Origin of the sequence: Acinetobacter sp. Ver3 (assembly GCF_000632455.1) — a bacterium.
Classification (GTDB): domain Bacteria; phylum Pseudomonadota; class Gammaproteobacteria; order Pseudomonadales; family Moraxellaceae; genus Acinetobacter.
On record NZ_JFYL01000044.1, the window covers coordinates 1 to 24,649 of the forward strand.

At 38.7% G+C, this 24,649-nt stretch carries 17 protein-coding genes, 10 pseudogenes and 1 other annotated feature; of the genes and pseudogenes, 10 read left to right on the forward strand and 17 right to left on the reverse strand.

Annotated elements, in window-relative coordinates; all coding sequences use genetic code 11:
- Positions 1-381 precede the first annotated feature (381 nt).
- The 3 genes from CL42_RS11310 to CL42_RS11320 all read left to right on the forward strand — a co-directional run bounded on the left by CL42_RS11310 (position 382) and on the right by CL42_RS11320 (position 4,257).
- The gene (locus CL42_RS11310; protein WP_035268393.1) at positions 382-1,503 is read left to right on the forward strand and encodes an ABC transporter ATP-binding protein; all 1,122 of its coding nucleotides are present in this window, start codon (positions 382-384) and stop codon (positions 1,501-1,503) included.
- A 25-nt stretch (positions 1,504-1,528) separates the two neighbouring features.
- Positions 1,529-2,545: an extracellular solute-binding protein gene (locus CL42_RS11315; RefSeq protein ID WP_035268396.1), complete on the forward strand. Its 1,017-nt coding sequence runs from the start codon at positions 1,529-1,531 to the stop codon at positions 2,543-2,545.
- An 83-nt stretch (positions 2,546-2,628) separates the two neighbouring features.
- Positions 2,629-4,257: an ABC transporter permease gene (locus CL42_RS11320; RefSeq protein ID WP_035268400.1), complete on the forward strand. Its 1,629-nt coding sequence runs from the start codon at positions 2,629-2,631 to the stop codon at positions 4,255-4,257.
- Between the two features lie 294 nt (positions 4,258-4,551).
- Here CL42_RS11320 and CL42_RS11325 read toward each other — a convergent pair.
- A pseudogene (locus CL42_RS11325) lies at positions 4,552-5,085 on the reverse strand (Fic family protein); the annotation flags it as partial.
- Positions 5,086-5,138: 53 nt separating this feature from the next.
- Between CL42_RS11325 and CL42_RS11330 the strand changes: the two are divergent.
- Complete coding sequence (locus CL42_RS11330; RefSeq protein WP_051586598.1) at positions 5,139-6,071, forward strand: IS5-like element ISAba12 family transposase; 933 nt, start codon at positions 5,139-5,141, stop codon at positions 6,069-6,071.
- 219 nt (positions 6,072-6,290) lie between these two features.
- Here CL42_RS11330 and CL42_RS11335 read toward each other — a convergent pair whose 3' ends face one another.
- Together CL42_RS11335 and CL42_RS11340 are read right to left on the reverse strand one after the other, a co-directional pair.
- Entirely contained in the window at positions 6,291-6,692 is a 402-nt protein-coding gene (locus CL42_RS11335) for a helix-turn-helix domain-containing protein (protein ID WP_035268402.1), read from the reverse strand.
- A gap of 1 nt (position 6,693) precedes the next feature.
- Positions 6,694-6,984, reverse strand: a complete 291-nt coding sequence (locus CL42_RS11340; protein ID WP_035268404.1) for a type II toxin-antitoxin system HigB family toxin — start codon at positions 6,982-6,984, stop codon at positions 6,694-6,696.
- Between the two features lie 165 nt (positions 6,985-7,149).
- Here CL42_RS11340 and CL42_RS17040 point away from each other — a divergent pair.
- Positions 7,150-7,292 (forward strand): annotated as a pseudogene (locus tag CL42_RS17040) (IS5/IS1182 family transposase); the annotation flags it as partial.
- A gap of 199 nt (positions 7,293-7,491) precedes the next feature.
- Here CL42_RS17040 and CL42_RS11345 read toward each other — a convergent pair.
- From CL42_RS11345 to CL42_RS11360, 4 genes and pseudogenes are all read right to left on the reverse strand, one after another.
- Positions 7,492-9,525 (reverse strand): annotated as a pseudogene (locus CL42_RS11345) (AAA domain-containing protein); the annotation flags it as partial.
- 53 nt (positions 9,526-9,578) lie between these two features.
- Positions 9,579-10,510 (reverse strand): annotated as a pseudogene (locus CL42_RS11350) (IS5 family transposase).
- Positions 10,511-10,773: 263 nt separating this feature from the next.
- Positions 10,774-11,898 (reverse strand): hypothetical protein, encoded by a 1,125-nt coding sequence (locus tag CL42_RS16540; RefSeq protein WP_051586599.1) that lies wholly within the window; start codon positions 11,896-11,898, stop codon positions 10,774-10,776.
- Positions 11,898-12,482 carry a hypothetical protein gene (locus tag CL42_RS11360; RefSeq protein ID WP_143047385.1) on the reverse strand — a complete coding sequence of 195 codons (585 nt, stop codon included), beginning with the start codon at positions 12,480-12,482 and terminating at the stop codon, positions 11,898-11,900. Before CL42_RS11360 ends, CL42_RS16540 begins: the two co-directional genes overlap by 1 nt.
- 353 nt (positions 12,483-12,835) lie before the next feature.
- Here CL42_RS11360 and CL42_RS11365 point away from each other — a divergent pair.
- The 3 genes and pseudogenes from CL42_RS11365 to CL42_RS17550 form a co-directional block, all read left to right on the forward strand.
- Positions 12,836-13,600 (forward strand): annotated as a pseudogene (locus CL42_RS11365) (tyrosine-type recombinase/integrase); the annotation flags it as partial.
- Positions 13,601-13,666: 66 nt separating this feature from the next.
- Positions 13,667-14,248, forward strand: coding sequence for a hypothetical protein (locus CL42_RS17545; protein ID WP_228133273.1), 582 nt, complete (start codon positions 13,667-13,669; stop codon positions 14,246-14,248).
- Complete coding sequence (locus tag CL42_RS17550; RefSeq protein ID WP_228133274.1) at positions 14,208-15,047, forward strand: IS200/IS605 family accessory protein TnpB-related protein; 840 nt, start codon at positions 14,208-14,210, stop codon at positions 15,045-15,047. The genes CL42_RS17545 and CL42_RS17550 overlap by 41 nt, the downstream gene beginning before the upstream one ends.
- 39 nt (positions 15,048-15,086) lie before the next feature.
- On the opposite strand, the gene CL42_RS11375 is transcribed toward CL42_RS17550, so the two are convergent.
- Positions 15,087-16,319 (reverse strand): ATP-binding protein, encoded by a 1,233-nt coding sequence (locus CL42_RS11375; protein WP_005021600.1) that lies wholly within the window; start codon positions 16,317-16,319, stop codon positions 15,087-15,089.
- Between the two features lie 550 nt (positions 16,320-16,869).
- Positions 16,870-17,430, reverse strand: a pseudogene (locus tag CL42_RS11380) (HNH endonuclease signature motif containing protein); the annotation flags it as partial.
- A gap of 49 nt (positions 17,431-17,479) precedes the next feature.
- Here CL42_RS11380 and CL42_RS16715 point away from each other — a divergent pair.
- A pseudogene (locus CL42_RS16715) lies at positions 17,480-18,742 on the forward strand (IS3 family transposase).
- Positions 17,769-17,885, forward strand: a sequence feature (AL1L pseudoknot). Its footprint overlaps the pseudogene before it by 117 nt.
- 22 nt (positions 18,743-18,764) lie before the next feature.
- Here the strand turns inward: CL42_RS16715 and CL42_RS11400 are convergent.
- The 7 genes and pseudogenes from CL42_RS11400 to CL42_RS11430 form a co-directional block, all read right to left on the reverse strand.
- Positions 18,765-19,187: pseudogene (locus CL42_RS11400) on the reverse strand (FAD-dependent oxidoreductase); the annotation flags it as partial.
- Positions 19,188-19,204: 17 nt separating this feature from the next.
- Positions 19,205-19,909, reverse strand: a complete 705-nt coding sequence (arsH, locus tag CL42_RS11405) for an arsenical resistance protein ArsH (RefSeq protein ID WP_035268421.1) — start codon at positions 19,907-19,909, stop codon at positions 19,205-19,207.
- Between the two features lie 18 nt (positions 19,910-19,927).
- Positions 19,928-20,959: an ACR3 family arsenite efflux transporter gene (gene arsB / locus CL42_RS11410; protein WP_035268423.1), complete on the reverse strand. Its 1,032-nt coding sequence runs from the start codon at positions 20,957-20,959 to the stop codon at positions 19,928-19,930.
- 7 nt (positions 20,960-20,966) lie between these two features.
- A complete protein-coding gene (locus CL42_RS11415; protein ID WP_010326176.1) occupies positions 20,967-21,440 on the reverse strand; it encodes an arsenate reductase ArsC in 474 nt (157 codons plus the stop codon).
- 6 nt (positions 21,441-21,446) lie between these two features.
- On the reverse strand, positions 21,447-21,767 hold the full coding sequence (locus CL42_RS11420) for a metalloregulator ArsR/SmtB family transcription factor (protein ID WP_035268429.1): 321 nt from the start codon (positions 21,765-21,767) through the stop codon (positions 21,447-21,449).
- A 58-nt stretch (positions 21,768-21,825) separates the two neighbouring features.
- The gene (arsC, locus tag CL42_RS11425; RefSeq protein ID WP_035268431.1) at positions 21,826-22,260 is read right to left on the reverse strand and encodes an arsenate reductase (glutaredoxin); all 435 of its coding nucleotides are present in this window, start codon (positions 22,258-22,260) and stop codon (positions 21,826-21,828) included.
- Positions 22,261-22,419: 159 nt separating this feature from the next.
- Positions 22,420-23,316, reverse strand: a pseudogene (locus CL42_RS11430) (SulP family inorganic anion transporter); the annotation flags it as partial.
- A 48-nt stretch (positions 23,317-23,364) separates the two neighbouring features.
- On the opposite strand from CL42_RS11430, the gene CL42_RS16720 reads away from it, so the two are divergent.
- Positions 23,365-24,116 (forward strand): IS5 family transposase gene (locus tag CL42_RS16720; protein WP_155756982.1). Its coding sequence is split into 2 segments (ribosomal slippage): positions 23,365-23,701 and positions 23,701-24,116, totalling 753 coding nucleotides; the frame shifts between segments, so codons are not numbered across the junction.
- A 250-nt stretch (positions 24,117-24,366) separates the two neighbouring features.
- Here CL42_RS16720 and CL42_RS11445 read toward each other — a convergent pair.
- Positions 24,367-24,649, reverse strand: a pseudogene (locus tag CL42_RS11445) (SAM-dependent methyltransferase); the annotation flags it as partial.

A 24,649-nucleotide genomic window follows, 5' to 3' on the forward strand; every position in this document is an offset into this window, starting at 1 on the left:
ACAGCTGTAAGAAAAATTAGGGAATAATCATCCACACCGAAGTAATGATCACACATCTTAGCGAGGAAAACGCTAAAAAATGTAACCACAGATGTTATTAACGCCTCTCTCTTGGAGATCTTAAATCTATTGAAATTTATACCAACGCGTGGAGATGCCATCAGTTACATATTCCAAATTAGATTTTTTCAAGTTAAAGATAGTTGCCAAAAGCGTCAAGTGCCATACCCGTAACACTTTTGACAATAAAAATATTAGTTACATTTATTTCATTTGGTCGTAAAAATTGCGTAAATTTTTAAATGGGTCTACAAACATTCAATGATATTCAAAACAATTATCAGTTATCATTTAGATAAGAATTAATACTTCGAGCTCAGTATGAACATGTATGCAGGATCTTCTGCCAGTATTTTAACAATTAAAGGTCTAAGCAAAAAATTTGGCCAACGCTTTGCTGTCAGTCAGGCAACATGGTCTGCGGATCAAGGGCAGATCATCTGCTTACTTGGACATTCAGGTTGTGGTAAAACGACAATGCTACGTTTAATTGCTGGATTAGAAACACCGACAAATGGCTCGATTCAACTTGAACAAAATATTTTATGGAATGAAGAGCAACAGATTCCAGCAGAATCTCGAAATATTGGTCTAGTATTTCAGGATTATGCCCTGTTCCCCCATTTAAGCGTGCTCGAAAATGTGATGTTTGGGTTAAAAAAATTTCCTAAAGGCCAGCAACAAGAAATGGCAGAACAAGCTTTAAAACATGTTTCAATGCACCATCATATGCGTAGTTATCCACACACCTTATCAGGCGGTGAACAACAGCGTGTTGCATTAGCACGTGCTTTAGCTCCAAAGCCGCATGTACTTCTTATGGATGAACCATTTTCCAATTTGGATCATCGCCTACGTGATCAAATCCGACAAAATACCATCCAGCTTTTAAAAAATACCCAGACTACCACCGTGATCGTCACACATGATCCTGAAGAAGCATTACAGATTGCAGATCAAATTATCTTGATGCATCAGGGAAAAATCATTCAAATTGGATCACCTAAACAACTTTATTTGCAGCCATCTACACTATTTGCTGCACGATATTTCTCGGTATTGAATGAGACCCTAGCATATTACGAAAATCAACAAATTCAAACGCTCTTTGGGCGTCATCCTTTACCAAAACATTTAACTGGCAAAGAAAAATCAATTTCATGTTGTTTCCGTCCTAAACAGGTTCAGGTCCATCATCAACCTGTTATAGGAGCAGTTGCTGCTCGAGTCATCTCATCTAGTTATTTAGGTCAAGCCTATCAGTTGCGCTTAGAAATCATCTCTGAATCGATGATTATTTTTGCCCATGTCGATGATCAATACGAATATTCAGCAAATGATCAGGTATATATCTCGGTAAACCTGTCTGCTTGTTATTTCTTCGAATCTGAAGATGAGTTAGATGTGAATAAAAGTTTTGTACAGCTTGAATACTCTATTTAAATTTGAATTAACTAGGAAATAAGTCATGAAATCAATTTCAAAAATTCCTCTCATTTTGACTGGCTTGACTGCGTTGTGTGGAAGCTGGGTGAATGCAGCTGAAGTCAACCTTTATACCACGCGTGAACCTGCACTGATTCAACCGCTCTTAAAAGAATTTACCCAAAAAACTGGGGTAAAGGTCAATACGGTTTTTATCAAAGATGGTTTACTTGAACGTGTTAAAGTTGAAGGTCGACGCTCCCCTGCAGATGTGATGCTTACAGTCGACTTCGGTAATCTGGTAGATTTGGTTTCAAATGGTTTAACACAAAGTGTTGATTCTAAAGTCCTTAACTCCTCAATACCGGCAAATTTACGCGCAGCAAATGGACATTGGTATGCATTATCCATGCGTGCACGTGCAGTATACGTGTCTAAAGATCGTGCGCCTTTGACTGCAATCTCATATGAAGATTTAGCTCATCCTAAGTGGAACGGTAAAATCTGTATCCGCTCTGGCAACCATCCTTATAACACTGGTCTAATTGCAGCCTATATCGCGCATTATGGTGAAAAAGAGGCTGAAAAATGGCTACGTGGTATCAAAGCCAACTTAGCTCGTCCTGCAAGTGGTGGGGATCGTGATGTTGCTCGAGATATTCTTGGCAAGATTTGTGATATTGGTGTAGCAAATACCTATTATGTCGGCAATATGCGTAAAGGCGACCCAGAGCAACAACGTTGGGGTAATGCGATTAACGTTGTCCTACCGAAATTTAAAAATAGCGGTACGCATGTGAATGTTTCAGGTGCCGTTGTTTCTAAATATGCACCTAATCGCAAAGAAGCAGTTCAACTATTAGAGTTCTTAGCCTCGGATCATGCTCAAGCCATCTATGCAAAAAGTGGATTTGAGTATCCAGTTAAACCTGGGGTTAGAGTTGACCCGATTATTGCAAGCTTTGGCAAACTACAAGTGGATTCTATACGCTTAAGTGATATTGCTCGACACCGCAAAACAGCCAATATGCTGGTGGATAAAGTCCAGTTTAATCGTTAATTTCCGATAAACTTACAGGGAGGCTTTCTCCTTCCTGTAAGTCCTAATTTCAATTTAATATTGCATCAGACCTATACACTTTAATGTCAAAAACAAAATCTGCATTTCGTTCTTTAATATCGCTCAGTGGACTATTGACGCTTCTCGCCTGTTTACCTGTTTTCGCATTGGTTTGGACAGCCTTACAGGGCAATAATGAGATTTGGGATCATCTGATTCGCTTTGTAATTCCAGCGACCTTAATCGATACGTTTATGCTTCTTTTTGGGGTAGGTTTTCTAACGATATTGATTGGCACAGGCAGTGCCTGGATTGTTACAGCCTATCAATTTCGTGGACGTTCAATTCTCGATTGGGCGTTGCTTTTACCACTTGCAGTACCGACTTATATTATCGCTTATAGCTATATCGACATTCTCCACCCTATCGGACCGGTTCAAAGTCTGTTAAGGGATGGTCTCGGCTTAGATATGCAACAATTATGGTTCCCAAACATTCGATCAGTTTGGGGAGGCATTTTTTTACTAAGCTTCGTACTTTATCCGTATGTGTATTTAAGCACTCGTGCCATGTTTTTAATGCAATCGGCTAGTCTAATCGAGGTCGCTCGAAGTCTAGGTCTTAATCCTAATAAGGTCTTATTAAAAGTTGCCATCCCCCTTGCTCGACCAGCAATTGCTGTAGGTACAAGCTTGGTATTAATGGAAACAATTAATGATATTGGTGCAACTGAATTTCTTGGTATTAACACGCTCACATTATCCATTTATTCAACATGGATAAATCAGTCTGATCTTGCTAGTGCCGCACAAATTGCTATTTTCATGCTGATGTTCATTACCTTCTTAGTTTTAATAGAAAGGTTAGGACGTCAGAAACAGCGTTATATGAACTCAGCTCAACGTAGTCGACTCATGCCTGCCCGACATATTACTGGCCGTAAAGCTCTACTATTATTTGGACTTGGAATGATTCCCGTAGTCATTGGATTCGTTATTCCATTTTGCCATTTAATTGTAGAGTCTTATAAGCGCATACAATATGCGGGCTTCTCGGATTCCCTATTAGAAGCTTCGGTAAATACACTGAGCCTAGCGAGTGTAGCAACCTTCTTTACGATCCTCATCGGCTTTTTGATCGTCAGCTCAGCACGATTTAGCCAAAATATATGGTTTAGCCGTATTGCTAGCCTCGGTTATGCAATTCCAGGAACAGTACTCGCAATTGGTCTGATGCTGTCCTTAGGCGCTATTGATCATGCAATCGCAGATTTTCTCGAATTCAAGCTTGGTATATCGACGGGTTTACTATTATTGGGCACGAGTGGCATCTTAATTTACGCCTACACGGTTCGTTTTTTGGCTATTTCAATTGGTAGTATAGAGTCTGGGTATAATCGTATTCATGGAGTACTTGATGATGCTGCTCGTAATTTAGGACAAAATAAACGAGGCATTTTGTGGCGCGTTCATTTCCCTTTATTGGCTCCGGCCATCCTCTCTGCTGCCTTATTAGTCTTCGTAGATGCGATGAAAGAGTTACCTGCAACACTTCTACTTAGACCGATTAATATGGAAACACTCGCGACTCAACTCTATGCAGAAGCATCAAGAGGAGCCTATGAAGATGGTGCAATAGCCGCTCTACTCATTGTATTAGTCGGCTTAATTCCCGTTATTTTACTTGCTCGAATGGGTAAAACGAATAGATAAATGAATCGAAATTCACATAAATAATCGAAGTGAAAAGGTGGCGTCAATCGAGCTCAAATCCTAACCCATTCATTCTAAATATATTTTATTGAATAAAAAAATTCATTGACCCAATTTTGACCTAAATTAGATTTAGTGCATTGAATCACTTTAAAATCTTGTTCAAATCCGAATTCAGGATTTGAAGTGACGTACGGCATTATAGCAGAAAATTACACCTAAAAATAAATGTAATGTTATAACATTACAATTAACTCATTATGATATTAATAATCACATCAAACTCAGTATAGTTCAATTTTTTAATTTGTACTTTTGCTTAGGACTCTTAGGCTTATCAGGAAGGGTACGTTCAATCACACCTGCTTGTAATGCTGGAGTTAAATAATTTTTTTGGAATGTGGCTCGATGGGACAAGTCCAATAGAGCCATAAGCTCAGTTAAGCTATATTCTTTCTGCTCCATATTCTGGATGAGACGTTTAACTTGATCGCTAACTTGTACGCTAGCTTGAGCGGTATCTTGATCGCTGGCATCAGAACTAAGTATTGCATCTAGAATCATCTGCAAAATAAACTCAATAAAAGGTGCAGAATCTGAACGATCTGTGCTCGCTTGCAATGCATCGTAATAAGCTTTTTGGTTTTGATAAATCAAGCTTTCTACAGGGATGTTGAGAAAAATAGGATTCCACTGGCTTAAGATTAAAGTTTGCCATAAACGCCCCATCCGCCCATTGCCATCAGCAAATGGATGTATAAACTCAAATTCATAATGAAATACTGAACTCTGAATTAATGGATGCTCATTACCTTCAGCCAACCACTGGCTTTGTTGCACAAACCTATCTGTAAAGGGTTTTTCAGCGATATAATTTTCAAATGAAGAAGCCTGCACACAAAATCTACCGCACAACCAATTGGCCCGCATATAACCGAGCACTCATGAGTCGCGGAAATATTGCCATTTGGTTTGATCCTGCTACGCAATGGTATGCGCCATCAAAAGGCAAACAAGGGCGAAATCAAACCTACTCCGACGCAGCCATCCAATGCTGCTTAATGATTAAATCCTTATTCCGTCTGTCTTTACGTATGGTCACTGGCTTTGTGCAAAGTCTGATTAAACTTTGCGGATTAAATTGGATAGCTCCAGATTACACCACGCTTTGTAGAAGACAAAAGCATATTGATATTGTAATCAGCTACCAAAAAAGTAGTGATGGGCTGCATCTACTCATGGACTCTACAGGCATGAAGTTTCTAGGTGAGGGCGAATGGAAACGCAAGAAACATGGACCTGAATATCGTCGCCAATGGCGTAAACTTCATGTTGGTATAGATGCTAAAACCCTACAAATACGAGCAGTTCAGCTTACAACCAATAATGTCAGTGATTCACAGGTGCTTGGTGATTTACTTAATCAGATTCCACAAGATGAGCAGATTAACTCTGTTTATACCGATGAAGCTTATGACACCAAGCAATGCCGTCAGGTCATTGCAGATCGGCAAGCGCATGCGGTGATTCCACCTAGAAAAAATGCGAAACCATGGAAAGATACAAAGAGTAGCTCGCTAGAGCGAAATGAATTACTTCGAGCAATTAAACGTTTAGGTAGGATACTATGGAAAAAATGGTCAGGCTATCATCGGCGAAGTTTGGTTGAAACTAAGATGCATTGCATCAAATTATTAGGAGATAAACTCAGTGCAAGGAGTTTTGATAGCCAAGTGAATGAGATCCATGCACGTGTAGCAGTCCTTAACAGATTTACGGAATTAGGTCGCCCACTTACCCAAGTTACGCCTTAAATTTGGCTCAATTAGGGGCGCTTTGCATTTCAAATCTTTGTGCAACAAAGCCATTTCGGGGGTATAGTTTGGTTTTTTCATCGGAATAGTCTCTCAGAATATTGACTCTCCGACAAACCCGGTACGGTTCAGTTTGTGCAACAAAGCCAAATTGAAATATCAAGACTAACAAGAAATTCAAATTGATTACTAATAGAGCGGCTCACGGTGCCCTATCTTTTAGAAAAACGTATCTGCCGATACATTAAACCGCTCAGACAATGCCTTAATATGACGAATATTCAGTTGGCGTTTACCACTTAAAATCTCAGAAATCACAGATTGGGTTGCAACTTCTGCTAAGTCAGACTGACCTAAACCATGTTGCTCCATCAAAAAAGCCAAAGCAGCACGACCATCCCCTTTAGGCATAGGAAGATGCTCATTTTCATAATCAGAAACCAAATCACCAAGCTGATGAATAAGCCCCATTAAAGGATTAGACTCATCATCACCAACGGTATCTAAAAGTTCATCTAAAGCTTCAACAAGTGTATGAAAGTCGTCTTCATTTTCTGGCTTGCTGAGCAATGGTGCAACGTAGTGCCAGTGGTCTACGGCCTGTTTAATCATCGCGTTCATACTAACCTTCCTTCCAATGACCTTTGTCATATTCTTTATGAGACAAGACATGACGAATATACACACGTTTTGCCTGATACATCACGACGGCAATAAGTCGGATCTTGTTCCCGCCAATATCGAATACATGGAACTTTCCAACTTTATCGACAGCTGGAAAGAGCTGTTTCATCTCAGCAAAATCTTTCGGATCGTTTGCCTTTATGGTTCGATACCAACCATCTAATGCCGTTTCAGCCTGTGGCCACTTTTGTATTGCTTCTATAATTCTAGCGTGGGTGATCACATGCATAACATTTTATCGCATTTTGCTATAAATCAAGTATAAACCAATTATCGCATTTTGCAATATTGAAGGGCCAGGATGAATAAAGCGCCAAATGGCGCTTTATTAATTATCAGAGGCTTTGTTGCACAAACCTATCTGTAAAGGCTTTTTCAGCGATATAATTTTCAAATGAAGAAGCCTACACACAAAATCTACCGCACAACCAATTGGCCCGCATATAATCGAGCACTCATGAGTCGCGGAAATATTGCTATTTGGTTTGATCCTGCTACGCTCCATCAAAAGGCAAGCAAGGGCGAAATCAAACCTACTGGTAATCCTCCCATAAATAACCGAAGTTAAAAGTGGTGGAAGTTGAAATCAAAACTGGTTTCTTATATAGGTTGATGACAATAAAAATGTTTAACCTATTTTTACCCGAGTAAAATGTTAGGAACAAAAGATTACTACTGTAATCTTTAGTTCCGTAAGTATCCGCTAGCGAATCCATTTAAATAGAAGCTAGCACAATTAAACAATTAACAAATCTTTTTCGATATCACTTTTCCCACGCATTTCAGATTCGTCATCTAGCCATTCTTTATGTTCAACATCATTAACTAAACTACTCATACCATGTGTAGCTGTAATCCCCATAGAATTTAATTTTGCTTGTAATGATTGAATCATGTTAAATCTTTCAATTTCCCAGCTTGATGCAAAGCATCTCCAGAATGTCCATCCTGCACGTTCTAAAGCACGTTGACGAATCATGTCATCATGCCATTGTTCTGGCCCATGATAGCTATCACCATCACATTCAACAGCCAAACGCTGATCACCATCTGACTCAACGACTAAATCGATTCGATAGCTACCAACCTTAACCTGTGGAGTAACTGTGTAACCCATTTCATGGAGTGTCGTAAATACAGATTTTTCAAACTCCGATTCACACAGGTCTAATTTTGCTTCAAATGATGCTTTTTGATCTTCTTGCAAATCATAAAAATGATTGAGTAAATTCAGCCTTAGATCTTTTGGAGATATATGATCACGATTCACGGAGTGGACAAGATACATCCTTTCACGAGCACGACTTGCAGCCACGTTAAATCTCTGTTCATGATCAGATCGACTCAAAGCATGACAATTCTCAGGATCTGCTACCATAGATAAGAAAATAATATCTCTTTCTGCACCCTGAAATGCTGAAGCATCTCCACAAGCAAATTGAACCTTAGTAAGAGTTCCTGCGCCAAACTCATTCAAAGCTTCTGATTGAATGAACTCAGCCTGTGCTGGACCTAGCAACGAGATCACGCCAATTGATCTATTCGTATATCGTTCATCTTTAAGAAGAAGTTTCATTTCCTCAATAATTGCTTTCGCTTCTATTCGATTAATATGTTTGCTATTTTTAGATTCTCTATACCCCTGCGGTGTATAAATTGCTACTAAAGCTGGACTTAACTGCTCAGATTTCTTCGATAATCGCATTGGCTTAATACGGTTACCATAAAAGTTTTTATTGCTGTAACTAATGATCGCAGGATGACAGCGGAAATGCTCTAGAAGCATCACACTTGACTCATAGATAGAAGAAGCCATGTCGTATAAAGACATATCTGGTGTTAAATATGCAGCATGTGGCTGACCATGTAGATAACGATTTCTTAATACATCAATTTGAGCACTTGCTAGACCGACATTACTCGGAGAAACTTGTTTATTATCCCCCACTACTAATAATTTTTTAGCACGCATTAAAACAGGTAATACGTCAATTGATGATTGTGATGCCTCATCCACAATCACTAAGTCAAAGAGGCCTAATTCAGCAGGCATAGATTCAGATACCTGAAGATGTGACATGACCCAGCAAGGAATAGCTGCTGTTGCCTCTTTAAGGGCTACTTGAGCATCTTTTCTATAACGTGGAGCATTCTTACCTGTCCCTTTTCCATAGTGTTGTACAGCAATTTTATAACGCTGTAATGCAACTAAAATTTTATCCGAGGCATTTTCCTTTAATGCCAGCCATGTCTTGTTTGCTGCCAATTGAGCATAATTTTGTGATAGATTCTTCTCGTGAATACGACGGCGCTCATACAAATTTTCAATTTGACCTGTATTACTAATGGCCATTACAAAAATCTCAAGACGTTTCCATTCCCAAGCCTCTAGCAATGTATTACGTAATACAGGATCCTCAATTTCTTCAGCGTACGGAATTTCAAGAATGTCTTTACTAACAATCAAAGCATTTGTTTTACTCAATCTAATACTGGCGGATTTAACTCTTTCAAAATCCTCAGTTAGATCTTTTAAATGTGATAATTTTTTTAATAGATCAGCATACTCTCCAAGTTCACTTTCATGTAATGAATTGGAATCAATCTGAGATACAATTTTTCGTAACTGATTTGATATCTTATTACCAAACTCTGATAAATAAAGGATTTGATCAGCCAGTTGTTGTTGATAGACTTCTAAATTAAATATTTTTAACTTCTGCCCTAACAATTGAATCAAGTCATCAATATTTTTAGGTAATCCGTAGAAATGGCTTTGTTGCACAAAGATTTGAAATACAAATCCCCCTAATTGAGCCAAATTTAAGGCGTAACTTGGGTAAGTGGTCGACCTAATTCCGTAAATCTGTTGAGGACTGCTACACGTGCATGAATTTCATTGACTTGGCATCAAATTTTCTTGCACTGAGTTTATCCCCCAATAATTTGATGCAATGCATCTTAGTTTCGACCAAACTTCGGCAATGATAGCCGGACCATTTTTTCCATAATGTCCTGCCTAAACGTTTAACTGTTCGAAGTAATTCATTTCGCGCTAGCGAGCTACTCTTTGTATCTTTCCATGGTTTCGCATTTTTTCTAGGTGGAATCACCGCATGCGCTTGCCGATCTGCAATGATCTGACGGCATTGCTTGGTGTCATAAGCTCCATCGGTATAAACAGAGTTAATCTGCTCATCTTGTCGAATCTGATCGAGTAAATCACCAAGCACTTGTGAATCACTCACATTATTTGTAGTGAGTTGAATGGCGCGTATTTGAAGGGTTTTGGCATCTATACCAATATGAAGTTTACGCCATTGGCGACGATATTCAGGTCCATGTTTCTTCCTTTTCCATTCACCTTCACCTAAAAACTTTAGACCGGTAGAGTCTACCAGCAAGTTAAGCCCACCACTGCGTTTTTGATAATTAATCGCAATATCAATATGTTTTTGTCTTCTGCAAAGCGTACTGTAATCTGGTGCGGTCCAATTTAATCCACAAAGTTTAATCAGACTTTGCACAAAGCCAGTGACCATACGTAAAGATAAACGGAATAAGGATTTAATCATTAAGCAGCATTGGATAGCTGCGTCGGAGTAGGTTTGATTTCGCCCTTGTTTGCCTTTTGATGGAGCATACCATTGCGTAGCAGGATCAAACCAAATGGCAATATTTCCGCGACTCATGAGTGCTCGGTTATATGCGGGCCAAATGGTTGTGCGATAGATTTTGTGTGTAGGCTTCTTCATTTGAAAATTATATCGCTGAAAAAGCCTTTACAGATAGGTTTGTGCAACAAAGCCGGTGGAAAGTCAAAAAAATGTGGAATATACAACACAACTCTAAGAGTGTTTAAAATAAAAATCCAATAAATAAAGCCACCATACTATCTAGATAATAATAAGGTGGCTGATGAGAGAGGAAGAATCTGACATAAAATGTCATTTAAAACAAAATTAAAACCATGATTTATCATTTGTAGATATTCTGGTTTAGGTGAAAATTAGTATAATTATTTTACATCACAACTAAAGCGTGTTGCCTGAACAATCAATTGCTCAGCTGGACAACTGACATTGACAGTCACATCATCCCCTACGCCGATACAGGCATTGTTCAATAACCAATCAGACCTAGAGGTATGTCGCCAATTTGACTCGGAAGGACAACGATAGCGTACTTCCTGTAACCTACAAGCATTATAGACATGTTTAGGGCGTTGTGCTTTGCCAAGTACTCCTACAATACGTGTACTTTTTCCACCGTGACAACTGATTGCCCCAACTCGTGTTCCTGCTCGAATAGCACGATTATAATTTTCCGCCTGCTGTTTTTTCTGAGCTTCTGCGGCTAATCTTAAGTCTTCCTGTTTTTTACGCTCAAGCTCTTTTTGGCGTTTTTCTTCCTCCTGTTTTTTGACTAAAGCCTGCTGTTTCTGTTCAGCCTCTTGTTTGCGCTGTTGTTCTTGTTTCTTCAAAAGCTCTTGTTCATCTTTTTTCACACCTTCTTTTGATTTATCAATACTGCTACTTTTTTGTGAAGAAAATGCATTAGACGAAGTACTCCTTGTTTGATTTACTTGCTCCATATGCTGTCGTTGTTGCTGAGCATTACTTATCGTCTTAGAGATACGAGCATTAAAACGAATACGGTCATTTTCAGCTTGTTGCATTGTACTATTCAAAGTATTTAAACCATGAAGTGCAGCATTTGCCCACATCTGTTGATTTGCTTGTCTTTCAGCCGCTGCTTCGCGTCGCTGTTGTATTTCACGTGCTTTTCTTTCACTTTCTACACGTAACTCATTTTGTCGCTCTGCATTCGTCAACGCTAAGCTGCGCTCTAGACGTTGCTTATGCCAGTCATCTACACGTTGACCAGCTTTAAATTCACAAGAACTATTGATCCATTCAGATTTACCCAATTCTGTTAAATAGAGCGTACGACAGCTTCCTTTACCATGGGGAATACCATCTTTGAGTTGCCCCCTAAACCAATACGTTGCGTATTTATAATAGCCATCTACATCTTTTTGCTTATTTTGTAAAGTAAATTGAGGAATGGGAGGCGGAGATGTATTACTTGTACATCCCACAAGTCCCATAAATATGATCATTATCATCAAATGACGAGACATTATGGAGCTCCCTGCGTTAAAACAGACATTACTTTACGGACCCGGATATTAGCTGAGGTCTGCGCATGGGTTTCATTCATACTTTTACTTGCAAAAAGATACGGTATAACGAGCCAACCATTGCTCACGATTCGATAATCCAAATAAGCAGTTGTTGATGCAATCTGCATCCCATTTTCATACATCGTGAGCTTACAGCTTTCTTCCGAAGTTTCATCATTTGCAGGGAATGTTCCTGCGGTGATTAACCATAAAAAACCTGTAAGAAATCCAGAATCCTCACTCCAACGATCTTGTTGACAAGCCACTCTTAAAAAGTATCCATGAGTAGATGGCTGATCTAAGTTTGTACGTTTGACTGAAGAAAATAATTGTGTGGCTTCCCATGCTCTAATGTCAGCATTTACATAACTGTGACTGGATAATTTTTGAAAATAGATTTCTAAAGGCTGTTCTTTAGTAATATTCAAATTAAGTGATTGCGATATTGTAGGAGCTTTCCGCTCATGAACACCTAATGTTGCTTGACAGGCTGTTAAAGCAATCCCCACCAATACAACTAAAACCCTTGAAAGATATCTCATATAACTCCCCGATCATCTAAATTTAGAAAAAATTCAATTTATCATCTGTATTTAAGATTCTACATCACCAAATGGAGATATCACTGCATTTTTTCTAATCAAATATAGATGCCAGTCAATTAAACTGACTAGCATTGGATACGGACTTTTTTAATTTAGACGAGATGTAATGCCTTACATCATGCCAATTAATAATCTAACCTTCACTAAATACAAATTACATTACAACCTATCCAATTGATTTAAATATATTTTTATTCTAACTTTCCATAACAATGTGATACATGCAATTACCAATTTTTGTGAGTAAGATTGTGAGTAAGCACTTTCTAAAATACCGTTACTCACATCACATGCTAAACGATCTTAAAATCAAAAGCTTAAAGCCACGTGAAGAATTATACCGCGTGGCTGATCACTCAGGACTCTGTATAGAAATCCGCCCGTCTGGTAGCAAATTCTGGCGTTATCGCTACCGATTTCTTACTAAAGCCAAAATGCTCACAATCGGTCAATATCCCGAAATTACTTTAGCATACGCTCGCTTGAAAACAATGGAATATCGAGAACAACTCGCTAAAGGAGTAGACCCAATAAGCCACCAGAAAAAAGAACGCCTTGAAGCAATCAAAGCAAATAATGGTACATTCCTTTTAGTCGCCAACGAATTTATGAATTCTCGAAAAACTCAACAATCAAAGGAATGGGAACAACGCCGCAGCAGTTATTTTGAGAAGGATGTTTATCCTCTTATCGGTAATAAACCTATTCATGAGATCGACTCGATTGATATTAAAAATGTTCTTGATAGCACTATGGCAAGAATCAAAAAATCAGGAAGAGGTACAGGGGAAGTTAAGGGAATTTTTGTTAGGCAAATAATAGGTGAAGTCATGGAATATGCCATTATCACAAAACGTATTTCTATTGACCCTACCTACATCCTTAGAAGCTACATAAAGCAGCCAGAAGTAACTCATGCCAGACCCTTGACTGAATCTGAAAAAAGAGAACTTATGTCTAAGCTCAATACATACGGTGGCTCTACTAGTACAAGAAATGCTATCAAAGTGGCAACATATACATGGCTTAGAAGCATTGAAATACGTCGAGGCAAAAACTGTCTTGGTATATTAGCATCCATATCTATTGATTATCCAATCCCTTAACCTAGGCATGACTTTGTGAAATTAACACGCATTCATCACTGTAAAAACTTGAATGTGCAAAAGTACAAACAGCTTGAGAAACAAGCTGTTTTACTTGGTCGTATTCGTAGCGAGGTGTGGGCTAAATATGGTGCTATTTCAGGTTTGAATATCAGTGACAGAGCTATTCGTGATGCGTGGATGAAAGAAAGTCGTGACTTTGGTGTTTCTGCAAATGCGTGGAAAGAAACGCTACGTGATTGCATAGGTGATATTAAAGCCTATCGAGAAGCATCAAAAGACAAAGTAAAGCAGGCGATCCGAAAACGCACCTCCTGTAATAATGAACAAAAAAGACTATACACCTTGCTTAAAAAAGATGAATGGATGACTGATAATTTCCTCCATCGTCAAATGCGTAATCACTTTAAGCATGGTGTTAATCACACACATAATCAAATTATTGTTCGTGCGGATATGTGTAAAACTTTTGAGTTAAATGGTCAATGTTGGCTTAAAGTGCCGAGTCTAGTCCCTCGACAAACCATTAAAATTCCACTAAACACCACTGTTGATTTTGCGCCACAAGGCACACAGAATCATTCTAAAAAACGGTAATGTTGAAGTTCACTCAACTTATGATGCAGTTGAAACACAGGATTGTGGTCAGGAAACCGTAGGTGTTGATAAAGGTTATTCAGAAGCCTTTGTGGATTCTGATGGTGAAGTATATGGCAATGGTTTAGGTAAATTGATCTCAAGTGAATCAGACTACCTAAATCAAAAGTACAAACGTAGAAATAAGCTCAGAGCGATTTCTAAAGCCAAACCGCACAAGAAACAGAAAATTGAGTTAAATAATCTAGGTCGAAAAAAACTAGATAAGCGACAAGATACTCAAAAAGCAAAGCTCAAAACATTAATATTTACAGCAACTCACAAGTTGGTTGATAAAGCCAAAGTGATTGTTGCGGAAGATTTAACATCCCCAATTCAAAGTAAACGCAACTATGGCAAAAACACCAATAGACGCTTAAATACATGGGCTAAAGGTTTGTTAGCTAATGCCCTAACTTCTATATCTCACCGTAGAGGTTCTACGGTGCATCTAGTCAATTCTGCATATACTTCGCAAAGTGATTCTTTCTTGCATGGCCTTTTAATAGGTACACGTAAGGGAGATCGTTTTCACCGTTTCAATGGGGAAGTTGTGCAAGCTGATTGGAATGCTGCGAGAAACGTGCTTGCAAAATTAAACGACAATGAGATAAGTCGTTATACGCCTTACAAAACTGTAAAGCGTATATTGCAAGAACGGACTGACCGCTACAAGTCAGAACTGACCGACTCAGGCTCTAGTTACACGCTTGGCAACAAGACATTAACAGAGTGCGAATTAGTCCTTGAGTATGTTTGAATACATTTTAAGGAACAGTATCCATGTCTACCCTCAACTTTACTTATTTTCAGATAGCAACCAATCGAGAGCACTCATTTTTACAATACCATTATAATTCGCTTCAGTCCCTATCGTGTCTAAGGTAAGCAAATACTTGGGATACGAATCAGAAATTTTCTGTAATGGACGTAACTCTCGGCTGAGTGTCTCCTCATTGAGCGTTTCTAATGCCACCTGATAATAAGTTAAATTCTGTAAAGTATCGACAGCAACAAAATCAATTTCATATTCATCAACCCGCCCTACATAGACCGTATAACCTCGTCTGACAAGCTCAAGATAAATCACATTTTCTAAGATATGACCTTGATCAGCATTAGCATCAGGCAACATAATCCGGCGCAATCCGACATCAACTAAATAGTATTTTTCAGAGGATTGTAATAACTCACGCCCGCGTACTTTAAATTGTGCGGCACTATAAAATAACAAACTGTCCTGTAAGCCCTGAATATAGCGTTTTACTGTTTCAAATGAAATCTTAACCCCACTTGAAACAAAGGTATTTTTAATTTTATTGATGGAAATAGGTGAGCCTGTCACGCTTGCCAAATATCTTGCGACACGCTCGAGAGAGTTAATATCAGCAGTATTCAAACGAGGAATAACATCTTTAAACATTACACTGGCATAGACCGCTTGCAAGTAATCATAGGTTTCCTGCTGACTAGTCATGGCAAGCGTATAGGGGAAACTACTGTGCGTGTACATGGCATACAAATCACGATTGGATAATTGTTGGATGATCGGATTATTTTCAATATGCCACTGTTTAAACTCTTGGAATGAAAGGGGTAAAACATGTTGCTCTATATAGCGTCCTGTGAGTAAAGTCGCAAGTTCTCCACTCAGAAAGAATGCATTTGAGCCTGTAATATATAAATCGATATAATCTCGAACATATAAAGAGTCGACTACTTTTTCAAAATTAGTAACATGTTGTATTTCATCTAAAAAAACATAGTTTTTTTTGCTTTTATCAACTTTAGACAGTACATAATCATGTAGTTTACGGTAATCTGTGAGTTCTTCAAATTCCATAAATTCGAAATTGATAGCAATGATGTTTTCGGCTTGTACACCCTGTGCTTTTAGGTCTTGTTGAAACATCGCCAATAAGGTGGATTTTCCAGAGCGACGCACACCTGAAAGTACTTTAATGACATCACGGTCTTGCCATGTATTCAGAAATTTTAAGTAGCCATCACGTCGAATATTAGCGCTTCTCATTATTTACACTTAGAATCTAAAGTTTTAATAAATTCTATCAAAGTTTAGAACCTAGATGTAAAAATATTCAATTTTAAAAAAAGTTTAAAGTTTAAGTGAAACATTCAAAGCTACTGTTGAAGCATGCAAACAGTAGATCTGATAAAAATCCAAATTCTGTCTTTTTAATTATTTTCCATGTCATGTTATGTCATTGATGCTGCGACTTAACTACTATATAAATTAAGTGAAAAGTAAAAGGAATTAATATGTTAACTAGAGTGGAACTTATTTTTGTTGTGCTGATGGTCTCAGCCTTAATCCTAATTGCTTATGAAATGCTAAAAGGTTTATTTTAGAGCATCTATACAATTTTTGATCAAAAAAAAGCCCACAGAGGGAATCTATGGGCGAAACTAAGGACCTTGACGGTCATTCAGAAACTACAGCTAGTTTCTGGTTGTGATTCTAGACTGAATTAAAAATAACCACATTGGCTGAATGTATCAAAAGTTAAATCATGTGATTAATCATTGATACATCTGCAAAAATGAGCTCATCGCTCTGTTGATTAATACAGTAATTCACCAAACAAATCCGCTCTAATCTCTTCCAGACTCAGATCTGATTTCATTCTATTACAGATGGGATGAACCAGCAGACCATTCTCTAGAACACCTTGCCCACCTACGGCTTTGGCAATCCGATGATCCGATTCAGTAGAATCAAGATAGATCAATCCATCACAAATGAGGCAAAAGTTATGATTACCCACCACAAAATTGTGCTTAAGCAGACTCTTGGTTAATGCCGAAAAGGCCTTTGGCTTTGACCGAGAAATTGGACTAATCGACTCCACATATCCCACCACATTCTTGACTACTGCATCATCATAACCACCCAAAAACCTTTCGACATAGAACTCGTTAAAGTTTATGTACTTGAAGGCCTTAGACATGGATTGAATAAATGTATTCAGGCATTTCTCATCATCAAAATCAACCTCCATTTCCAAGCTTAAGCAAATAAAGGCTTTATAGACAATTTGTAGCCGATCATAGCCCTTGATACCACTGCCGAACTTACCGACCGTTTCGGTGGTCGCCACGGGGAAATTGGCGATCAAAAACTTGAACCGTACCGGGTTTGTCGGAGAGTCAATATTCTGAGAGACTATCCCGATGACAAAATTAAAATATACCCCTGAAATCAGAGAAAGAGCGGTTCAATTATTGATTGAATCTGAAAAAGATTATCCATCGAATTGGGCTGCGATCACCGCTATTGCTCCCTGAGCAGTATACTGCGCAAGGGTTGTACTCCTGAAACACTTCGTGCCTGGCATCAAAAGTATTCAGATCAGCAAAATCCTATTAAAGTACAACAGATATCTGATCAAGAAAAAATGAAGCAAATGGAACGTGAAATTAAAGAATTAAAGCGTGCCAATGAAATTCTACGTAAAGCAGCCGCTTTTTTCGCCCAGGCGGAGCTCGACCGCCCACACAAATAATGGTGGATTTTATCCATAACAATAAAGATCGATATGGTGTTGATGCGATTTGTAGGATTTTACCGATCGCAGCTTCAACCTATTACCGAACTTTAGATCTCGTTGATGAGAAGCATTGCTTCGCAAGAGAATATCGAGCGAAACGAGATCTACATGATGAGTATCATGCTGAACAAATTAAACGAATTTGGAAAGAAAGTTCAGGTCGATATGGTGTGCGTAAGATCTGGCAACAACTGAAACGTGAAGGCTATGTTATTGCACGTTGTACAGTTGCTCGATTGATGCAGAAGCTAGGTATACAAGGTGTTTGGCGTGGTAAGAATAAACAAACTACTCGTAACCGAGATGACCAAAAACGAGCAGATGATTTAGTGAAACGTAATTTTAATGCTGATCATCCTGACCCTTGCGAAGCAGTGCTTCTCAGGTCGCTGACTTCACGTATATTCAAACCCATTCAGGTTGGGTCTATACCGCATTTATGATTGATGTGTTCTTACGAGCAATTGTTGGATGGAAAGTATCTACACGGATGAATACAGATATGGTGCTTGATGCATTAGAACAAGCATTGCATGATCGAGGTATGCCAAAGAATGTGATTCATCATTCCGATAGAGGTGTGCAAGATCTTTCCATTCGCTATACCAATCGTTTAGAAGCAGCAAATTTACGAGCATCAGTCGGTACGACTGGTGATTCATACGATAATGCTTTGGCTGAAACGGTGAATGGCTTATACAAAACAGAGGTGATTGAATATCTAAAAGCAGATTGGCAAGGTTTAGCAGATGTACAACTTGCGACACTAAACTGGGTAGATTGGTTCAATAAAAAGCGTGTACACAGTGCACTGGGTTATGTATCGCCTTTTGAGTTTGAAGCAATGTACTATGATAAGATTAACCCGTTAGGTCAGGTGGCTTAACTTAAATAAAAAAGTCTCCGACAAACCCGGTACGGTTCACACAAGCACTGACACCTTGACCCATGAATTTAGCTTCTGATTCAAGACCCAAATATTGTGCTGTCGCACCTGTTGCAATAATCAGTGCATCACAGGTGAATTCTTCCATGTCGCCTTTAAGCACAAATGGACGGACGCTTAAATCAACTTCATTGATGTGGTCATACACAATCTCTGTGCCAAAGCGTTCAGCATGGGCTTGCATTCGTTTCATAAGTGCAGGACCAGTTAAACCTTCAGGGTCACCTGGCCAGTTATCTACCTCAGTGGTCGTTGTTAGTTGACCACCAAGTTGTATACCTGCAATCAATGTGGGTTTTAAGTTTGCGCGTGCTACATATACAGCGGCACTATAACCCGCAGGTCCTGAACCTAAGACCACTAATTTAGAATGTCTCTTTTGCATTTCTGATCACCTAAAGTTTATAAGCTACGTTGATTGACACGCTTAGATAATTCTTCTGCCGACTCTTTTCGTTCTGAATAACGATTTGTTAGGTACTGACTTTGCCCACGAGTGAGCAAGGTGAACTTATATAGTTCTTCCATGACATCGACAATTCGATCATAGAAGGATGAAGGTTTCATCCGTCCATCTTCTTCAAACTCTAAAAAAGCTTTTGGAATAGAGGATTGGTTCGGAATAGTGATCATACGCATCCAACGACCTAAAATACGCATCTGGTTTAAGCTGTTAAAGGACTGTGAACCGCCACTGACCTGCATCAATGCCAAAGTCTTGCCTTGTGTTGCGCGAATCGCACCACCTGCCAATGGAATCCAATCAATTTGCGATTTGAAAATTGAACTCATTGAGCCGTGACGTTCAGGTGAGCACCACACCATTCCTTCTGCCCAAGCGAGTAGGTCATGTAACTCTTTAACCTTTGGATGTTCAGTGTCCGCATCTTCAGGTAAAGGCAACCCTTTAGGATGAAAGATTTTTACTTCGGCACCAAACTGCTCCAAGATACGTCCTGCTTCCATTACGGCCAAACGGCTGTATGAACGCTCACGGTTAGAACCATACAGCAGCAATATACGTGGTGGATGATCTAGTACTTTAGCTTGTACTTTTTCTAAGGTAGGTTGATCGAGAAGATTCATATCTACATTTGGAAGAGTCATAGAAATTACACCTCTGCTTTAAAAAAACTTTTTTCTGAGCCACAAAGACACACTGACTAAAGCAATCAACACTGGTACTTCAACCAGTGGACCAATTACAGTAGTAAACGCCACAGGTGAAGCTAAACCAAAAGTTGCAATCGCTACAGCAAGTGCCAATTCAAAGTTATTTCCCGCAGCAGTAAAAGAAATAGCTGTAGTTTTAGGATAGTCATTCCCCATCCACTTACTCATAAAGAAGCTGATGAAGAACATCACGATAAAGTAAATCGTCAATGGAATGGCAATACGCAAGACATCGAATGGCAAGCTCACCACATCGTTCCCTTTGAGACTAAACATCGCCACAATCGTGAACAATAAAGCCAACAAACTCAGTGGACTGATCTTAGGTAAGAAGACATTTTGATACCAATCCAGACCTTTAGCTTTCACTAAAGTGAATCGTGTTATAAAGCCAAGGAAAAACGGAATACCCAAATATACTAATACCGCATGAGTAATCGTCCAGAAATCCACATTGATCACTTGCCCTGCAACACCAAAATAAGGTGGTAAGAAGGTCAAGAACAACCAAGCATAGGTACTGAAAAATAAAATCTGGAAGATACTGTTAAAAGCAACCAATGCAGCAACATATTGGTTATCTCCGCAAGCCAAACCATTCCATACCAAGACCATCGCAATACAGCGAGCTAAACCGATCAGGATTAAGCCTGTCATGTATTCAGGATAACTCTGCAAAAATATGATTGCCAATGCAAACATCAGCACGGGAGCGATCAGCCAGTTTTGTACTAAGGATAAAGTCAGTGTTTTCTTATCCTTAAATACTTGCGGCAACGTCGCATAGTCCACTTTGGCTAATGGTGGATACATCATCAAAATCAAACCTATCGCAATAGGAATATTGACTGAATCCACACTCATTTTATCCAAAGCGACAGAGGCTTGCGGAAAGAACACGCCTATCGCTATTCCCAACCCCATCGCAATGAAAATCCATAGCGTGAGATTACGATCTAAAAAAGATAATCTTTGTTGAGCCATGATGTTCTCATTCAATATCTGAGATGTGATTGATTGCAGCAATCAATTCAGGACGAGACATGTGCGCTGTATCGAGTGCCAACAATGCATCTAAACGACGATTAATATGGTCTACAGTCACTTGGAATGCTTTGAGCTTCTCTTCTTTCGGCAAGTCTAAATGCGAAGGGTCAGCCAAGCCCCAATGTGCCTTGATTGCTCCACCTAAATACAGTGGACACGCTTCTTGCGCTGCCGAATCACAAACCGTAATCACTACGTCAGGTTGATATTGTTCGCAATCATCAATGGTTTTACTCCACAAACCATCTGTTGAAAGACCTAAATTTTCTAATGTTTCTATGGTCAATGGATGTACTTGCCCTGATGGCTTACTACCTGCACTGTATGCTTTCCAACCCTCTGGGGCACGACTATTAAACAGCACTTCTGACAGGATGCTACGGCAACTATTTCCAGTACATAAAAAAAGGAATTTCATTTTGTTCTACTCGCAATAACTATTGATTTGTTGAAATGATGGAGCAACTTTTGGCTGTAAATCAGCATTTTTAAGGGTGTTAAGTACGTCTACGCACCAAGTGGGTAAATTGGGATTGAGACTGTAATAGACCCATTGCCCTTGACGTCGATCTTGTAAAAGACCAGAAGAGCGTAATAAGGCTAAATGCCGTGAAATCTTGGGTTGGCTCAACTCTAATTTTTCAGTCAAATCACAAACACATTGTTCATTATTTCCAAGAACCAACATGACGATGTTGAATCGCGTTTCATCAGCCAAACATTTAAAGAAATTGATTTGATCCATATTTTTTACTCACTCAAATATATGGATATATCAATATTCACATATATCCATGAAATTTTTATTTCAATCGCTGCCCATTTGCATCCAGTACTTGTTCACCATCTTCTTTAGTGAAAGCACCCTTTTGTGGGAGTGGCAGAATTTCTAAAACCAATTCTGACGGACGACTTAAACGAGTTCCTAACTCAGTCACTACAAATGGACGGTTAATCAAAATTGGATGCTGCAGCATAAAATCTAAAAGCTGTTCATCCATCCAGTCCTCACGGCCCAACTCGAGATCACGATAAGGATCAACATTCTTACGAATCGCTTCTCTCACCGTTAAACCTGCATCCGCGATCATTTGAATCAGTTCATTTTTAGATGGAGGTGTTACAAGGTACTCAATCACTTCAGGTTCAACATTGGCATTACGAATTAATGCCAATGTATTACGTGATGTACCACATTCAGGGTTATGATAAATCTTAACTTTTGGAGTAGCAGTCATTTGCTCAAACTCAATCGAATCTTTGAATATGTTTATATACGAATAAACATATATATGCAATTCCATATTTTCATATCGAATAAAATTAATTATAAAAAATGACACTGTGATTTCTCAAAGTGTCATTGGTCATAAAATGAATTTAGTATTTGCCTGAAATTAAATCCTCGAATGGACTCCATACTTATCAATCATAATCGAACTGGCTTCATTTAGACCACGTACTGTGACATTCGCACCATTCTTTTGGAACTTGTTGACCACGGAATCAAGCATAGCGACTGATGTTACATCCCAAATATGTGAGTGAGTTAAATCAATAATTACGTCTTTCACATCTTCTTTAAAGTCAAAACCCTGCATAAATTTTTCAGAAGAACTAAAGAAGATCTGACCTCTCAAATCATATAGACGAGCTGTCCCATCAAAAGAAGTACTGACCTGAATATCATTTTCTAGTTTATTGGCCAAGAATAAAGCTGAAAGCATTACACCTGTTAAAACGCCTAATGCCAGATTATGAGTTGCTACTACAACGATCACAGTCGCAATCATCACAACATTACTACTTTTTGGATTGTCTTTTAATTGGGTGACAGAACTCCATTCAAAAGTACTGATTGAAACCATGATCATCACAGCAACCAAGGCTGCCATTGGAATGACTTTCAGCCAGTCACTAATAAAGACCACTAAGATTAAGAGGAAAATACCCGCAGAAAAAGTCGATAATCGTGTGAGACCACCTGACTTCACGTTAATCATAGATTGACCGATCATGGCACAACCTGCCATACCGCCCATGAAGCCAGAAGCAATATTTGCAATACCTTGTCCTTTACATTCCTGATATTTATCACTTGGCGTATCTGTCATTTCATCGACAATAGTTGCTGTCATCATAGATTCAAGCAAACCCACGGCTGCTAGGGCAACCGAATACGGCAAAATGATCATCAATGTCTCAAGATTTAGAGGGATATTCGGGATCAAGAACATAGGAAGGGTGTCAGGTAAGGCTCCCATATCTCCAACAGTCCGTACATCAATTCCTAGGGCTTGTTGAGAATTAACAAAGGGTACTGATTAATTTATAATAGTACTATGGATAGATACATACTTACTGATGCCCAATGGGCAAAAATGGAACCTTTTTGCCTAGGTAAAGTGACCGATCGAGGTCGTAGTGGAAAAGATAATCGATTATTTTTAGAAGCAGTCCTATGGATTGCCCGTACAGGCAGTCCATGGCGTGATCTACCTGCTCATTTTGGTAAATGGAATACCGTCTTTAAAAGATACCGTGATTGGGTGAAAGCTGGTGTATTTGAAACTATTTTTGCATCTGTAAATGAAGATGTTGATTTGGAATACGCCATGATTGATGGAACGATTGTTAAAGTTCATCGACATGGCCAAGGTGCAAAAGGGGGACTTTCAAACAGTCTATAGGTAAATCTCGAGGTGGAATGACCTGTAAAATTCTTGCCTTAGTGGATAGTCTAGGTAACCTCATTAAGTTTCGATTAATGCCTGGTCAATATCACGATTTAGTAGAAACCAAACCTTTAATCGAAGATGTTGATTATCAAGCATTACTAGCGGATAAAGCATTTGATGCAGATTGGCTCATCCAAGAACTCAATGAACGTAAAGTGAAAGTGGTGATCCCACCTAAATCTAATCGAAAAGTAATGAGAGCATTTGATACGATTATGTATAAATGGCGTCATCTCATTGAAAACTATTTCTGTAAGTTAAAAGAATTTAAACGTATAGCGATGCGTAGTTGTAAAACAGATACGAGTTTTGAAGCCATGATTCAATTGTGCGCGAGTTTAATTAACTCTCGGTAATTCTCAACAGACCCTAGAACCATTGTTATTTAATTGCATTAAGTTTTATCCATGACAAAGTTGGCACTAAGAGGTATTTTTATATTTATTAAATATCAAAATCCTCTGTCTGAACTTTGATCATATTTTTTTCAATTAAGAATGTAAATATAAGCCTTATATTAAATTTTTTTCTTCACTCTACACTGACTGTAAAATCAGCTGAATATTCTTTAGAAATTTGAGTTGTTCTTGTGCAGTGGTAATAAAATTAAGCATGTTTTTTCCAAAGCAGATTGAGCCACTCCTCATTACGATCAGGACGCTTATCTACAGTAATCCATTGTTTTAATACAGTAACCCTATCCAACTGATCTAGTAATTCTTTAGCTTGTTCTTCATCTAAATCGGTAAATGCTCTACCATCTTTTACTCGGTCTATTGTGCCGTATTTAAATGACATATAACAAACACCCCCACAGCGTAATGTAGCATGAATACGTTTTAAAACATCAGGGAGTCTATTACGAGCACAATGTAGTAAAGAGGCACAT